The organism is Rhodothermales bacterium, from assembly GCA_039944855.1.
GTDB lineage: Bacteria > Bacteroidota > Rhodothermia > Rhodothermales > JANQRZ01 > JBBSMX01.
This window is the reverse complement of record JBDUXZ010000037.1, coordinates 61715-74914: the sequence shown is the minus strand read 5'-3', so window position 1 is coordinate 74914 and position 13200 is coordinate 61715. Positions and strand designations below refer to the sequence as shown.

The 13200-nt window shown below is 70.0% G+C and carries 15 protein-coding genes; all 15 read left to right on the top strand.

All coding sequences use genetic code 11. The features are described 5' to 3' along the window. Nucleotides 1-13 precede the first annotated feature (13 nt). Nucleotides 14-799 (top strand): cupin domain-containing protein, encoded by a 786-nt coding sequence (locus ABJF88_18265; protein MEP0548885.1) that lies wholly within the window; start codon nt 14-16, stop codon nt 797-799. A gap of 63 nt (nt 800-862) precedes the next feature. Further along, nucleotides 863-1345 carry a hypothetical protein gene (locus ABJF88_18260; protein ID MEP0548884.1) on the top strand — a complete coding sequence of 161 codons (483 nt, stop codon included), beginning with the start codon at nt 863-865 and terminating at the stop codon, nt 1343-1345. 60 nt (nt 1346-1405) lie between these two features. Continuing rightward, nucleotides 1406-1837 carry a hypothetical protein gene (locus ABJF88_18255; GenBank protein ID MEP0548883.1) on the top strand — a complete coding sequence of 144 codons (432 nt, stop codon included), beginning with the start codon at nt 1406-1408 and terminating at the stop codon, nt 1835-1837. Between the two features lie 20 nt (nt 1838-1857). Further along, complete coding sequence (locus tag ABJF88_18250; protein ID MEP0548882.1) at nt 1858-2781, top strand: universal stress protein; 924 nt, start codon at nt 1858-1860, stop codon at nt 2779-2781. 270 nt (nt 2782-3051) lie between these two features. Next, nucleotides 3052-4356, top strand: coding sequence for an outer membrane protein transport protein (locus ABJF88_18245; GenBank protein MEP0548881.1), 1305 nt, complete (start codon nt 3052-3054; stop codon nt 4354-4356). A 229-nt stretch (nt 4357-4585) separates the two neighbouring features. Further along, nucleotides 4586-5851: an FAD/NAD(P)-binding oxidoreductase gene (locus ABJF88_18240; protein MEP0548880.1), complete on the top strand. Its 1266-nt coding sequence runs from the start codon at nt 4586-4588 to the stop codon at nt 5849-5851. Between the two features lie 37 nt (nt 5852-5888). Continuing rightward, on the top strand, nt 5889-6197 hold the full coding sequence (locus ABJF88_18235; GenBank protein MEP0548879.1) for a TusE/DsrC/DsvC family sulfur relay protein: 309 nt from the start codon (nt 5889-5891) through the stop codon (nt 6195-6197). A gap of 44 nt (nt 6198-6241) precedes the next feature. Then, complete coding sequence (locus ABJF88_18230; GenBank protein ID MEP0548878.1) at nt 6242-6766, top strand: DsrE/DsrF/DrsH-like family protein; 525 nt, start codon at nt 6242-6244, stop codon at nt 6764-6766. Between the two features lie 72 nt (nt 6767-6838). Continuing rightward, a complete protein-coding gene (locus ABJF88_18225) occupies nt 6839-7216 on the top strand; it encodes a spore germination protein GerW family protein (GenBank protein MEP0548877.1) in 378 nt (125 codons plus the stop codon). A gap of 111 nt (nt 7217-7327) precedes the next feature. Then, a complete protein-coding gene (locus tag ABJF88_18220; GenBank protein MEP0548876.1) occupies nt 7328-7966 on the top strand; it encodes a helix-turn-helix domain-containing protein in 639 nt (212 codons plus the stop codon). Between the two features lie 78 nt (nt 7967-8044). Next, the gene (locus ABJF88_18215; GenBank protein ID MEP0548875.1) at nt 8045-9388 is read left to right on the top strand and encodes a TolC family protein; all 1344 of its coding nucleotides are present in this window, start codon (nt 8045-8047) and stop codon (nt 9386-9388) included. Nucleotides 9389-9390: 2 nt separating this feature from the next. After that, on the top strand, nt 9391-10362 hold the full coding sequence (locus ABJF88_18210; GenBank protein MEP0548874.1) for an HlyD family efflux transporter periplasmic adaptor subunit: 972 nt from the start codon (nt 9391-9393) through the stop codon (nt 10360-10362). Between the two features lie 2 nt (nt 10363-10364). Continuing rightward, nucleotides 10365-11339 carry an ABC transporter ATP-binding protein gene (locus ABJF88_18205; GenBank protein MEP0548873.1) on the top strand — a complete coding sequence of 325 codons (975 nt, stop codon included), beginning with the start codon at nt 10365-10367 and terminating at the stop codon, nt 11337-11339. Then, nucleotides 11332-12087, top strand: a complete 756-nt coding sequence (locus ABJF88_18200; GenBank protein ID MEP0548872.1) for an ABC transporter ATP-binding protein — start codon at nt 11332-11334, stop codon at nt 12085-12087. The genes ABJF88_18205 and ABJF88_18200 overlap by 8 nt, the downstream gene beginning before the upstream one ends. A 12-nt stretch (nt 12088-12099) precedes the next feature. Next, complete coding sequence (locus tag ABJF88_18195; protein ID MEP0548871.1) at nt 12100-13194, top strand: ABC transporter permease; 1095 nt, start codon at nt 12100-12102, stop codon at nt 13192-13194. The last annotated feature ends 6 nt before the right edge of the window (nt 13195-13200 follow it).

The following is a 13200-nucleotide window of genomic DNA, read 5'->3' as shown; positions in this document are numbered from 1 at the left end:
AACGCCCAAACCGATGACGCCCCGACTGCTCGTCCTCCTCGCTGCCCTACTCGCCCTGCCAGCGGCCCACGCTCAGGGCGACCGGATGGGGCAGGGAGGCGGTGCCCACCACGACACCATCCACGCCCTCCTCGCCGACCACGAAGCCATCGAGCGCCGCGTCGTCGACCGGCCTGACGGCGTCGAGACGTGGACCGAGTCCGACGATCCCGCCGTCGCGGCGCGGATCCGCGAGCACGTCCGTCAGATGAAGGACCGGCTGGCATCGGGGCAGCCGATGCGGCGGTGGGACCCGCTCTTCGCCGCCATCTTCGAGCACGCCGACGCCATCTCGATGGAGGTCGAGGCAACGCCGCGCGGCGTGCGGGTGGTCGAGACATCGGACGATCCCGAGGTCGTGGCGCTCATCCGGCAGCACGCCCACCGTGCGGTGAGCGAGTTCGTGGCGCGGGGGATGGACCGCGCTCATGAGCCGACTCCGCTTCCCGACATGCCCTCGTCGGCTTTCTCCGCCCTGCCCCTGCTTCCCGATTCCGACGATGCGCCCTTCACGACGGCTGACTTGTACGACGGGAATACCCGCGTGAAAGGGTTTGCTTTCCGGGCAGGGCAGGGGCTTCCCGCTCACACCGTGCCCGTCGAAGCCTTCTTGCTCGTGACCGAAGGCGCCGTGCGCGTGACCGTGGGCGACGACGTGCACACGCTCCGCACCGGCGAGGGCCTCGTCCTGCCGGGCGGCGTCGCCCACGCCCTCGAAGCCATCGAGGACGCCCGGGCCGTGCTGATACGCCCCCGGTGACTCCGTCCAACGCGCGTTCTCTGAACTCGCGCCCTCCACGCTGAACGCTCAACTGCTGACGCCATGAGTGCCGCTCACCTCCACCTCATCCTCAACCACGCCCCGCTCTTCGGGATCGTCTTCGCGACGCTCGGGCTCGTCTGGGCGCTCGTCGGAAAGAACGACGGCGTCGCGCGTGCGAGCCTCGGCCTGCTCGTGCTCGCGGGGCTCCTCGTGCTGCCCGTCTACCTCTCCGGCGAGGAGGCCGAAGACCTCGTGGAGCATCAGGTCGGCGTCTCGGAGGTGGCGATCGAGGCGCACGAGGACGCCGCGCTCGGGGCCGCGGTCGCCGTCGGCGTCGTCGGGGTCGTGGCGCTGCTGCTGCTCGTCAGTTTTCGGACGAAGGCCGTGCCGCGCTCGGCGACGGCGCTGGCGCTCGTGCTCGCCCTCGCGGCGGGCGGGTGGATCGGCTACGTCGCGAACCTCGGCGGGCAGATCAACCACCCCGAGATCCGCGCTACCCCTACATCGGCGAACCCCGGCGCATACGAAGTTGACGACGACTGACGTCGGCCTACCTGTCGTCGTTCGTCCGGGGGCTCGCCCTCACGTTAAGCCCACACTGCCATGAAAGCACTTCTCGTTGTCCTCGCCCTGCTCCTCGCCACCCCGGCCTGGGCGCAGTCCGGCCCGCCCGCCGAAGGGCCGAAGTACGATCTCTCCACCGTCGAGACGCTGCGCGGCACCGTGCGGAGCGTCGCGATGCACCCGGACCGGCGTGGCACCGGCTACGGCGTCCACCTCGTCGTCGATGCTGACGGCGAGGCCGTCCCCGTCCACCTCGGCCCGTCGTGGTATCTCGAAGGCCAGGACGAGCAGATCGACGCGGGAGACGCCGTCGTCATCGTCGGCTCTCGCGTCACGCTCGACCGCGAGCCCATCGTGATCGCCCGCGAGGTGCAGCGCGGCGACGCCGTCCTCGTCCTCCGCGACGACGCCGGGCACCCCGCGTGGCGCGGCTGGCGCCGCGGCGCGACCGGCCCGCGCGGTCGGAGATAGCTCGCCCAACCCCCACGACCATGACTGACGTTCGTACCGTCGTTGCCGGCCTCGACTTCTCCGAGGGGTCCGAGGCCGCGCTCGTCCGCGCTGCCGACCTCGCCGAGCGGCTCCACGCCCGCCTCCACCTCGTCCACGCCGCGTCCATCTTCAACCTTGACCTCGGGAGCCTCCCGCAGCCGGAGGAGCCGACCGACGTGCTGGAAGCTCGTACCCGCGCCTTCGCCGAGGCCGCGCTCGGCGGCGACGAAGCGCTCGACGTGATCGGGCCGGAGGTCGTCGTCCGGCGCGGCGAGGTCGCAGCCGAGGTGCTGCTCGACTACGTGCGGGAGGTCGGGGCCGACCTCGTCGTGGTCGGCACGCACGGGCGGCGCGGCGTGCGCCACCTCCTCGCGGGGAGCGTGGCCGAAGAGGTCGTCCGCCTCGCGCCGTGCCCCGTGCTGACGGTCCCGAACGCGGCGGTGCGGACGGCACCCGGCCCGGACGCGCCCGTGCTCGTGCCGGTCGACTTCGCCGCGTCCAACCGGAACGCGGTCGGCGCGGCGAAGCGGACGGCCGCGCTGTTCGAGGCGCCCGTCGAGCTCGTGCACGTCGTCGAAGAGACGGGGCCGTACCCGGTCTTTTATCCCGAGGCGTTCGGTGTGTCGCCGGGCGTCGCCGAAGCGACGTTCATCGAGCGCGCCGAGCGACACCTCCGCGCGTTCGACGCGGAGGTCGGAGGCGACCCGGCCGCCGCGTTCCACATTTGCGTCGGCCGTCCCCACCGCGAGATCATCGAACTGGCCGAGGAGCGCGGGGCCGGCCTCGTCGTGATGGCGACGCACGGGCTGACGGGGCTGGAGCACGCCCTCGTCGGGAGCGTGACCGAGCGGACGATCCGCTCCGCCCCGTGCCCCGTGCTCTCCATGCGCCACCTCGAACGGCCCGACCGGGACGAGGCGTGAGGCCGGTGCGATGAGGTCGGCGCGCTGTGGGGGAGGCCCCGATCGGGGGATGGGGACGGGGCCTAGACGGCCGTCAGCCGGGGGCGAGGGGAGGGCTCGGCCCTAAGCAACGGGCCTACTCCACGGGTCGACTTCGGACGGCACGGGGGAGGCCCTGCCGACTACGACATGCTGCCGTAGCGCGTGCTAAGCTGACTTGTACCGAGTCGGGGTCTCCCGTCTTGCACCCACGGCACCGCACTTTTCTTTTGGAGGAACGTCATGCGACACATGCACCTCACCCTCGGCCTGCTCGTCCTCAGCCTCGGGGTGCTCCCCGTCGCCGTGGCGCAGACGGGCCACGTCCTCAACGGGGTCGGCCCCATCGATCAGAGCTGGTCCGGGGCCGGCATGGCCGCGCCCCGCGATGGGCTCGCGGCGCTGCACTGGAACCCCGCCGCCATCGCCACGCTCGACGCGACGCAGCTCGACGTCAGCCTCCAACTCATGTTTCCGACGACCGACCTCGCCTCGACGATCGAGACGGGGGCGATGGGGCCCGACGCGCCGCCGGTCCGGCTGAGCGGCACGACGGCGAGCGACACCGGCCCGTTCCCGATCCCGGCGGTCGGTTTCGTCTACCGCCCGGCCCACGGCCGGTCCACGTTCGGGATCAGCGCGCTCGGCGTCGGCGGGTTCGGCGTGAACTACGCGGCGTCCGATCCGACCACGGCTGACGGGAACCCGATCACGTTCCCGCAGGAGGCGGGCGGCTTCGGCGCGCTGCGCTCATCGTTCTCGCTCTTCCAGGTCGCGCCGACGTACGCGTTCGCCTTCAACGACCGGCTCTCCTTCGGGCTCGCCCCGACGCTCAACGTCGGGATGCTGGAGGTCGCTCCGTTCCCGGCGACGAACCCGGACCAGAACGGCTATCCCGACGGCCCGCGCGCCACGGCGCTCGGCTTCGGCGCGCAGCTGGGGTTCCACTACGCCACGGACGCGGGACTCACCGCCGGCATCTCGGTCAAGACCCCGCAGTTCTTCCAGGACTTCGACTTCGCGTACGCCGACCGCACGTTCAGCTACAACCTCGACTACCCGCTGATCGCGTCGGTCGCCGCCGCCTACAGCGGGATCGACCGGCTGACGCTCGTGGCCGACGTCCGCTACCTCGACTTCGCGAACACAGACGGCTTCCAGGCCGCCGCGTTCGACGAAACCGGCGCCGTCACCGGCTTCGGCTGGGAGAGCATCTGGGTCGCCGCCGTCGGGCTCGAATACGACGTCACCGACCGGCTGCCCGTCCGCCTCGGCTACGCCTACAACGAGAACCCGATCCGCGACGACGTGGCCTTCTTCAACGTGGCCGCGCCGGCGATCGTGCAGCACCACCTCAGCGCGGGGTTCTCGTACCTCGTCAACGCGCGCGTGATGGCCTCGGCCGCCGTGCAGTACGCCCCGCGCAACGAGGTGACCTCGGCGATGCAGAGCCCGATGATGATCCCGATGACCGGGCAGTCGAGCGTGCCCGGCACGACGGTCACGAGCGAGCTCTCGACGCTGACGGCCGTGGTGGGCGTGAGCTACCGGTTCTAGTCCCCACTGCCCAGCGGCACCTCGGCGGTCCGGTCGGGGTGCCGTTGCGGCTTTTGATCGCGTCTGCCTTGTTCATTAGCTAGCTCCAGTATGCAACTGGACAGTTGTGGGGTCCTTGCCTACAAGCTATTGGGTGACGGGATGGCACAATCGGGGGGTTTTGGCCGGACGGCCGCGAGGCCGTCGGCTTCGTACCCTGAAACGACCGCAGCCAAAACATCTACGAGCCATGAAAAACCTCCTCATCCTCGGCGCCGGCACGGCCGGCACCATGATGGCCAACAAGCTCTTCAAGGCGCTCGACGCCGACGCGTGGGCCATCACCGTCGTCGACAAAGACGAAGACCACTACTACCAGCCCGGCTTCCTCTTCGTCCCCTTCCAGATCTACGACGCCGAGCGGCTCGTCCGCCCGAAGCGCGACTTCATCCCCGACGGCGTCACGTTCGTCGTCGCCGAAGTCGAAGAGATCGAGCCGGAGGCGAACACGGTGCGGCTGACGGACGGGCGAGCGCTGGGCTACGATCTCCTCATCGTCGCCACCGGCACGACGCCGCGGCCCGAAGAGACGCCCGGCCTCGACGGCGAGCTGTGGTACCGCGACGCCTTCGACTTCTACACCTTCGAGGGCGCGTGCGCGCTCCGCGACCGGCTCGCGACGTGGGAGGGCGGGCGGCTCGTGATCTTCCTCGCCGAGAGCATCTTCAAGTGCCCCATCGCCCCGCTCGAGTTCGCCTTCCTCGCCGACTCGTTCTTCGAGGAGCGCGGGATGCGTGACCGCGTCGAGATCAGCTACGTCACCCCGCTCTCCGGCGCGTTCACGAAGCCGAAGGCGACGGAATTCCTCAGCGGGCTGATGGCGGAGAAGGGGATCACCGTCGTCCCGGACTTCTACGTCGAGCGCGTCGATGAAGAGCGCAAAGTCCTCGTCTCGTACGACGAGCGCGAGGTGCCCTTCGACCTCCTCGTCGCCGTCCCCGTGAACATGGGCGCCGACCTCGTCGAGGCCAGCGACATGGGCGACGCCGACGACCTCAACTACGTCCCGACCGACAAGCACACGCTGCAGGCGCGGGACTACGAGAACGTCTTCGTCATCGGCGACGCGACGAACCTTCCGACGTCGAAGGCCGGCTCGGTGGCGCACTTCGAGGCCGAGATCCTGACCGAGAACGTCCTCCACTACATCCACGGTGAGCCGCTCGATGCCGCGTTCGACGGCCACGCCAACTGCTTCATCGAGACCGGCCACGGCAAGGCTACGCTCATCGACTTCAACTACGACACGGAGCCGCTGCCGGGCAAATTCCCGCTCCCGCTCCTCGGCCCGATGAGCCTGCTCAAAGAGACCCGCGCCAACCACATGGGCAAGCTCGCCTTCGAGTGGGTCTACTGGCACCTCCTCCTCACCGGCAAGCCGCTCCCCGTCTCGTCCCACATGTCGATGCTCGGCAAAGACGCCGGCACGCCGGAGCCCGAAGCCGAGCCCGCCTGACCCCCACCGTCCCGACCACCGATCAACCCCCGGACCCATGCAACAGACCATTGGCATTACGACCGTCGACGTCAACGACGAAGGCTACCTCACCGACCCCGGGCAGTGGACGCCGGAGCTCGCGCACCAGATCGCCCAGGCGCAGGGCTTCGAACTCACCGACAAGCACTTCGAAGTCCTCCACTACCTCCGGGATCGCTACGCCGAGGGCACGCCGCTGACGATCCGCCGCATCGGCAAGTCCGGCCTCGTCACGATCAAGGAGTTCTACGACCTCTTCCCCGGCGGCCCGCTGAAGGTGTCGAGCAAGATCGCCGGCATCCCGAAACCTGCGAGCTGCGTCTGACGCCGCTGCCTCCCCTTCCACTCTGACTCCATCGAGGTACCATCATGGAAGCCCCTGCCACGTACACCGACCCCACCACTAAGAAGGCGGACGAGCACCCCGTCCGCAAAGTCCTCGTCATCGTCTCGAAGGGCACGCTCGAAGACGTGTATGCCGGCCTCATCATGGCCAACGGCGCGCTCATGGAGGGGATGGAGGCGAAGATGTTCTTCACCTTCTTCGGCCTCGAAGCGATCCGCAAAGACCGGCAAGACCACCTCCACACCTCGACCGTCGGCAACCCGGCCTTCATGCAAAAGATGCCGACGATGCTCGGCGGGCTCCCCGGGTTCGAGGCGCTTGCCTCGGCGATGATGCGGAAGGAGATGGACAAGCTCGACATCCCGCCCGTCTCCGAGTTCATGGAGATGATCGTCGCCGGCGGTGGCGAGATCTACGGCTGCAAGCTCGCCGTCGAGATGTTCAAGATCGAGGAGGATGAGTTCATCGACGACCTCGCTGGCGTCATCACGGTCGGCGACATGTACGCCCTCGCGGAAGGCGAAGGCGCGCAGATCATCTTCATCTGAGAATGCCCTTCGGCTGAAGGACCCCGTGCACCGCGCCCCGGCTCGTCCGGGGCGCATCCGTACCGACCCATCATGGAACAGATACGCGTCGATAGGCCTCCGCTTTTTCGGCAGGAAGACGTAGCGCAGCCCATCGAAGAACTGCTTCGGACGCTCGGTCCCCGCGCCATTTTTGGCGAACCCGTCCTGTCCGGTGACACTACTGTGATCCCCGTCGCGGAAGTCCGCCTCGGCTTCGGGTTCGGAGGCGGCTCCGGCCGTGGGCCGGACGAGGAGGGCGGCGGTGGGGGCGGGAGTCTCGGCCGAGGGAGGGTGACGCCTCGGGGCTACATCTGCGTCACACCGAGCGGAACGCGCTACGAGCCCATCGTCGACGTGACCTCGCTTGCGCTCGGCGCAATGGCCCTTGCGGCTACCGCTGTCGTCACGCTCGGGAAGCTGCTCCGCTGAGGCGTCGGCATCTCCGTGGAAAGAAGAGGGCCGAGGTGGGAACTCTGGGTTGGTAGGATGATTTAACCTCGTGGTTAACGCTTCTCCGCTCCGCATCGTTTCTCCCGATCCATGCCTACCCCGCCCGCCGTTTCTCCGAGTGACACCGAGGCGCAGATCCTCGAAGCCGCGCACCGCGTGTTCCTCCGCCGGGGCACGGCGGGTGCCCGCACGCAGGAGATCGCCGACGAGGCGGGCGTCAACAAAGCGCTGCTCCACTACTACTTCCGTTCGAAGGAGAAGCTCGCCGAGGCCGTCTTCCTCCGTGCGGCGCGAACGCTCTTCCCACAGATGTTGCAGGCACTCGCCGCCGATGTTCCGCTGCGCGACAAGCTGCAGCGCGCGGTCGAGGTCGAACTCGGCATCCTCGACGAGAACCCGTATCTCCCCGGCTACCTCATCGCCGAGTTCCAGTACCGCCCCGACCACCTCCGCAGCATCCTCGGCGAAACGCTCCCCGTCGATGCGATGCGGCGAGCGGTGTTCGACGGGCTTCAGCGCCAGCTCGATGCGGAGGCCGAGGCGGGGCGGCTACGCCCGGCGCGGGCCGAAGACCTCCTCGTCGCGCTTCTCGCCCAACTCGTCTTCCCGTACGCCGCCGCCCCGATGCTCGAAGCGGTCCTCGGCCTCGACGCCGACGCGCGGGAGGCAATGATGGAGCGCCGCCGCCAGAACCTCGCCGATGCACTCCTCCGCAGCCTCGCGCCATGAGCCCCTTTTTTGAACGACAGTTAACCAGGTAGATAAACCGCGCGGATACTCATCTTCCCCGCAAGCTCGCTGACCGCTATGCGCCTATTTCTCCCGCTCCTTTTCGCGCTGTCAGCCGCTGCCATGGCGCAGCCGGCGAGCACGCCGGACACACTCCAACTCGGCGCGCTCCGTGCCGCGGCTGCACAGCAGGACCCCCGCGCCGTGCAGCCCGATCTCCTCGCCCGCGCGACCCAGCTCCGGCTGGCGGCGCTTCGCGCGCAGCGTCTCCCACAACTAGCCCTCAGCGGACAGGCGACGGTGCAGAACGCGGTGCCCGAGATCCCGATCGACCTACCCGAACAGGCCGTGCCGAGCCCGCCGCGCGAACAGGCCCGCGTCCAGGTCGAGGCGGACTGGACGCTCTACGACGGCGGTCGGGTCGCGCAGCAGGCCGCTGCCGAGCGAGCCCGCTACGCCGAAGACGTAGCCGGCGTGGCCGTCACGCTCTACCGGCTCCGCGAGGCCGCGGCGGAGGCATTTTTCGGCGCGCTCCTGTTCGACGCTCAGGCGGGCGTGCTCGCGCTCGCGGCGGAAGATCTCGACGTACGGCTCCGGGTCGTGCAGCGGCAGGCTGAGGAGGGGGCGGCGCTCGCGGCCGACGCGGCGGCCTTAGAGGCCGAGCGGCTCCGCATCGGGCTGACAATCGCTGAAGCCGAGGCGGGACGGCGTGCCGCGCTCGATGTGCTCGCCGATCTCACAGGGCAACCGCTCGCCGTCGCCGCGCTCGCCGTGCCCGACCTCGACGCCGAGGCGGCCCGTGCGCTCGCCGCGCTGGCAGAAGAGGAAGTCGCGGCGGGTCGGCCCGAGCGCGTCCGGTTCGATCGTGCCGCCGCCCGCGCCGAAGCCGAGGCGCGCGCCATGGAAGCGTCGACGCGCCCCACGCTCGGCCTCTTCGGGCAGGCCGGTGTCGGCCGTCCGAGCCCGTTCGACCTCTTCGCTGACGACGTGGCCGAGTTCGGGATCGTGGGCGCAAGGGTGCGCTGGCCGGTGTTCGACGGCGGCCGGGCGCGCCGCACGGCCGAAGCGCTCCGCGTGCAGGCCGAGATCGCCGAAACCGAGGCCGCCGCCTTCGACCGGCAGATCCTCCGCGACGTCGCCGACGAGCGGGCCGCCCTCGCTCGGCTCGACGTCGCGCTCGCCGCCGACCGGCGGATTGTCGTGCTCCGCGAAGAAGTGCTCCGCGCCGCCCGACGCCAGCTCGACGAAGGCGTGCTCCTGCCCGACCGCTACACCGACCGCCTCACCGATCTCGCCGAGGCGCGGCTCACGCTCGCGCGCCACCGCATCGAGCGGGCGCAGGCGCAGGCCCGCCTCCTCTCCGCGCTCGGCCGCTTCCCCGAACCGCCCGCTCCCGCCGCGCCCACCCTCGACCGGAACTGACCATGCGACGCGCTCACGCACTCATCGACCTCGGCGCCCTCGTCCTCGGCGTGCTGCTCGCCCTGCTGTTCTTCGGCGGCTGCGGCGACGGCGACGAGCCCGACGCTTACGGCAATTTCGAAGCGACCGAAACCACCGTCTCGGCCGACGCGCAGGGCCACCTCCTCCGGTTCGACGTGGACGAGGGCGACCGGCTCACGGAAGGCACCGTCGTTGGGCTCATCGACACGACGCGACTCGGGCTCCAGCGGCGGGCGCTCGGCGCGCAGCGGCAGAGCTTGCTGGCGCAGCGGCAGGCCACGCTCGCGCAGGAGCCGGAGGTCGCCGCGCAGGCTGGCGCCCTCCGCGCCCAACTCGAAACCGCAAGCAAAGAGCTCGCCCGCGCGCAACGGCTCTTCGCCGATGCCGCCGCGACGGCGCGGGAGCTGAACCAGCGCGAGGGCGAGGTCGCCGTGCTCCGCCGGCAGATCGAGCAGGCGACGGCGCGGGCGCGGACCGTCCGCGCGCAGGCCGCGAGCGTCGCCGCGCAGGCCGGGCAGATCGAGGCACAAATCGGCGAAATCGACGAGCGGATGCGTGACGCGCGCGTCGTCAACCCGACGGCTGGAACCGTCCTCACCGTGCTCGCCGAGCGGGGCGAGTCGGTCCAGCCCGGCACGCCGCTCTACACCGTCGCCGACCTCGACACGCTGACGCTCCGCGCGTACGCCAGCGGCACGCAGCTCCCGCGCCTCCGCCTCGGCGCGTCGGTGGAAATCCTCGTCGATGGAGAGGACGGCGCGCTGCGCTCGCTTGCAGGCATGGTGACGTGGATCGCCGCCGAAGCGCAGTTCACCCCGACGCCGATCCAGACCCGCGACGAGCGGGCCGAGCTCGTCTACGCCTTCGACGTCCGCGTGCCCAACCCGGACGGTTTGCTCAAAGTCGGGATGCCGGGCGAGGTCCGCTTTGCCCCCGGCCCGACGGAGGAATGACGATGCCCCACGCTCCCGCCGCTGTCACCGTCGACGGCCTCGTCAAGCGCTTCGACGGAACGCCCGCGCTCGACGGCGTCTCGCTCGCCGTTGAAGGCGGCGAGCTGTTCGGCGTGATCGGCCCCGACGGGGCGGGGAAGTCAACGCTGTTCCGCCTCCTCGTCACCGTCCTCCTGCCCGACGACGGGACGGCGACGGTCGACGGGCTCGACATCGTGCGCGACTACCGCGAGATTCGCCGCCGCGTCGGCTACATGCCCGGCCGGTTCTCGCTCTACCCCGACCTCACCGTCCGTGAGAACCTAGAGTTTTTCGCCTCCGTCTTCGGGACGACGGTCGAGGCCGAGTACGACTTCATCGCGCCGATCTATGCACAGATCGAGCCCTTCGACGACCGCCGCGCGGGCGCGCTTTCGGGCGGGATGAAGCAGAAGCTCGCGCTCTCGTGCGCGCTCGTCCACCGCCCCCGCGTGCTCGTCCTCGACGAGCCGACGACGGGCGTCGACGCCGTCAGCCGCGTTGAGTTCTGGGACATGCTGGCCGAACTGCGGGCGGGCGGGATCACGACGCTCGTCTCGACGCCATACATGGACGAGGCCGCGCGCTGCGACCGGATCGCGCTCCTCCAGAACGGCCGGCTGCTCCGCGCGCCCGACACGCCCGAAGCCGTCGCCCGCGCGTTCGCCGCGCCCCTCGCTCGCGTTCGCGCCGAGGGCGATCGCGCCGCGCTCCTCCGCACGCTCCGCGCCACCAACGGCGTCGCTCGCGCCGACGTGTTCGGCGAGTGGGTCCACATCACCGGCACCGGCGCGGCGAGCCGGGAGCACGCCGCCGCCCTCGCCGCGTCCGCCCGCCGCACGCTCGACGCCGAAGGGTGGACCGGCGTCGTCGCCGAGCCCGCCGAGCCCTCAGTCGAGGACGTGTTCATGGCGCTAATGGACGATCTCGATGCCGCCGCCGAGGTTCGTCATGTCTGACCGCGAGCCCATGATTGCAAAGGACGACGCGGCCGTGTGGGCGCGCGACCTCACACGGACGTTCGGCGACTTCACGGCCGTAGACGCCATCACGTTTTCCGTGGCGAAGGGCGAGGTATTCGGCTTCCTCGGCGCGAACGGCGCGGGGAAGACGACGGCGATGAAGATGCTCACGGGCCTTCTCGCGCCCTCCGGCGGCGAAGCGCACACGGCTGGCTTCGACGTGGCGACGGAGCCCGAGGCGGTCAAGCGCCGGATCGGCTACATGAGCCAGCGCTTCGCGCTCTACGACGACCTCACCGTGCGCGAGAACGTCCGCTTCTACGGTCGGGTCTACGGGCTCGTCGACCGCGTGATCGACGAGCGGATGGCGACGCTCCTCCAGCAACTCGGCTTCGAGCATACCGCGAACGAGCGCGTCGGCCGGCTCCCGCTCGGATGGAAGCAGAAACTCGCGTTCTCCGTCGCGCTCCTCCACGAGCCCGACGTCGTCTTCCTCGACGAGCCCACGGGCGGCGTCGACCCCGTCACGCGCCGGCAGTTCTGGGAGATGATCTACGCCGCCGCCGCGCGCGGCACGACGGTCTTCGTCACGACGCACTACATGGACGAGGCGGAGTATTGCGACCGTGTCTCGATCATGGTCGACGGCCGGATCGCTGCGCTCGGGACACCCGCCGAGCTGAAGGCGCAGTTCGGCGCTACTTCCATCGAAGGCGTGTTTGTCCGTCTCGCTCGCCCCTCGTAATCCGCCACCGCCATGAGTGCCTTCCGCAGCTTCGTCGTCAAGGAGACGCGCCACATCTTGCGCGACCGGCAGACCCTCGCCGTGCTCCTGCTGATGCCCGTCGCGATGGTCCTCCTCTTCGGCTTCGCGATCCGCACCGACGTCGAAGGCGTCCGCGTCGTCGTCGTCGACCCCTCGCGCGACGCGCGGAGCCTCGAACTGACGCGCGCCGTGGCCTCGACGACGGCGCTCCGGCTCGTCGGCGTGGTCGCGAGCGTCGACTCCGTCGAGCCCATGCTCCGGGCAGGCGAGGCCGACGTCGCCCTCGTGCTCCCGATCGGTTTCGCGCGAGGCGTCGGGCGCGGGACGGCCGAGGTGCTCGTCGTTAGCGACGGGACGAATGCGAACTTCGCCGCGACGGCCGAGGGCTACGTGCGGACCGTCGTGCAGGCGTGGTCGAGCGAGAGGGGCGGCGGCGCGGCGGTCGTGCGCACGGCGACGCGGATGCGGTTCAACCCGACGCTCGCGAGCGAAAACCTCTTCGTGCCCGGCCTGCTCGCATTCGTGCTCACGCTCGTTTCTGCACTCATGACGGCGATCTCGCTCGCCAAAGAGAAAGAGACGGGGACGCTCGAAGTGCTGCTCGTCTCGCCCCTGCGCCCGTTCCAGATCGTCGTCGGGAAGGTGGTGCCGTACCTCGTGCTCGCGTTCGTCAACGCGGTGTCGGCGCTCGGCGTGGCGTGGCTCGTCTTCGGGGTGCCGGTGCATGGGAGCATCGGACTGCTCCTCGCCGCCGCGCTCGTCTACGTCCTCGTCTCGCTCGCGCTCGGCGTCGTCATCTCGTCACGGACGCCGGACCAGCGGACGGCGATGATGGGCGCGCTCCTCGGCCTGCTGCTCCCGACGCTCGCCCTCTCCGGCTTCATCTTCCCGATTGCCTCGATGCCGGGGTGGTTGCAGCCGGTGACCAACATCGTTCCGGCGACGTGGTTCATCATCATCGCGCGTGGGGTGATGCTGAAAGGCGTCGGCCTCGCCGTGCTGTGGAAGGAGGTGCTCGTGATCTGCGTGTTCGCCGTCGTGCTCCTCGCCGCCGGCGCGCGCTCGTTCAACGACCGGATCGGGTAGGCTGCC

What these genes read in the sequence shown, in the direction of transcription:
- ABJF88_18245 (MEP0548881.1), top strand. Translation starts at nt 3,052, where the DNA reads ATGCACCTCACCCTCGGCCTGCTCGTCCTCAGCCTCGGGGTGCTCCCC.
- ABJF88_18255 (MEP0548883.1), top strand. Translation starts at nt 1,406, where the DNA reads ATGAAAGCACTTCTCGTTGTCCTCGCCCTGCTCCTCGCCACCCCGGCC.
- ABJF88_18195 (MEP0548871.1), top strand. Translation starts at nt 12,100, where the DNA reads ATGAGTGCCTTCCGCAGCTTCGTCGTCAAGGAGACGCGCCACATCTTG.
- ABJF88_18250 (MEP0548882.1), top strand. Translation starts at nt 1,858, where the DNA reads ATGACTGACGTTCGTACCGTCGTTGCCGGCCTCGACTTCTCCGAGGGG.
- ABJF88_18230 (MEP0548878.1), top strand. Translation starts at nt 6,242, where the DNA reads ATGGAAGCCCCTGCCACGTACACCGACCCCACCACTAAGAAGGCGGAC.
- ABJF88_18220 (MEP0548876.1), top strand. Translation starts at nt 7,328, where the DNA reads ATGCCTACCCCGCCCGCCGTTTCTCCGAGTGACACCGAGGCGCAGATC.
- ABJF88_18235 (MEP0548879.1), top strand. Translation starts at nt 5,889, where the DNA reads ATGCAACAGACCATTGGCATTACGACCGTCGACGTCAACGACGAAGGC.
- ABJF88_18265 (MEP0548885.1), top strand. Translation starts at nt 14, where the DNA reads ATGACGCCCCGACTGCTCGTCCTCCTCGCTGCCCTACTCGCCCTGCCA.
- ABJF88_18215 (MEP0548875.1), top strand. Translation starts at nt 8,045, where the DNA reads ATGCGCCTATTTCTCCCGCTCCTTTTCGCGCTGTCAGCCGCTGCCATG.
- ABJF88_18240 (MEP0548880.1), top strand. Translation starts at nt 4,586, where the DNA reads ATGAAAAACCTCCTCATCCTCGGCGCCGGCACGGCCGGCACCATGATG.
- ABJF88_18210 (MEP0548874.1), top strand. Translation starts at nt 9,391, where the DNA reads ATGCGACGCGCTCACGCACTCATCGACCTCGGCGCCCTCGTCCTCGGC.
- ABJF88_18205 (MEP0548873.1), top strand. Translation starts at nt 10,365, where the DNA reads ATGCCCCACGCTCCCGCCGCTGTCACCGTCGACGGCCTCGTCAAGCGC.
- ABJF88_18260 (MEP0548884.1), top strand. Translation starts at nt 863, where the DNA reads ATGAGTGCCGCTCACCTCCACCTCATCCTCAACCACGCCCCGCTCTTC.
- ABJF88_18200 (MEP0548872.1), top strand. Translation starts at nt 11,332, where the DNA reads ATGTCTGACCGCGAGCCCATGATTGCAAAGGACGACGCGGCCGTGTGG.
- ABJF88_18225 (MEP0548877.1), top strand. Translation starts at nt 6,839, where the DNA reads ATGGAACAGATACGCGTCGATAGGCCTCCGCTTTTTCGGCAGGAAGAC.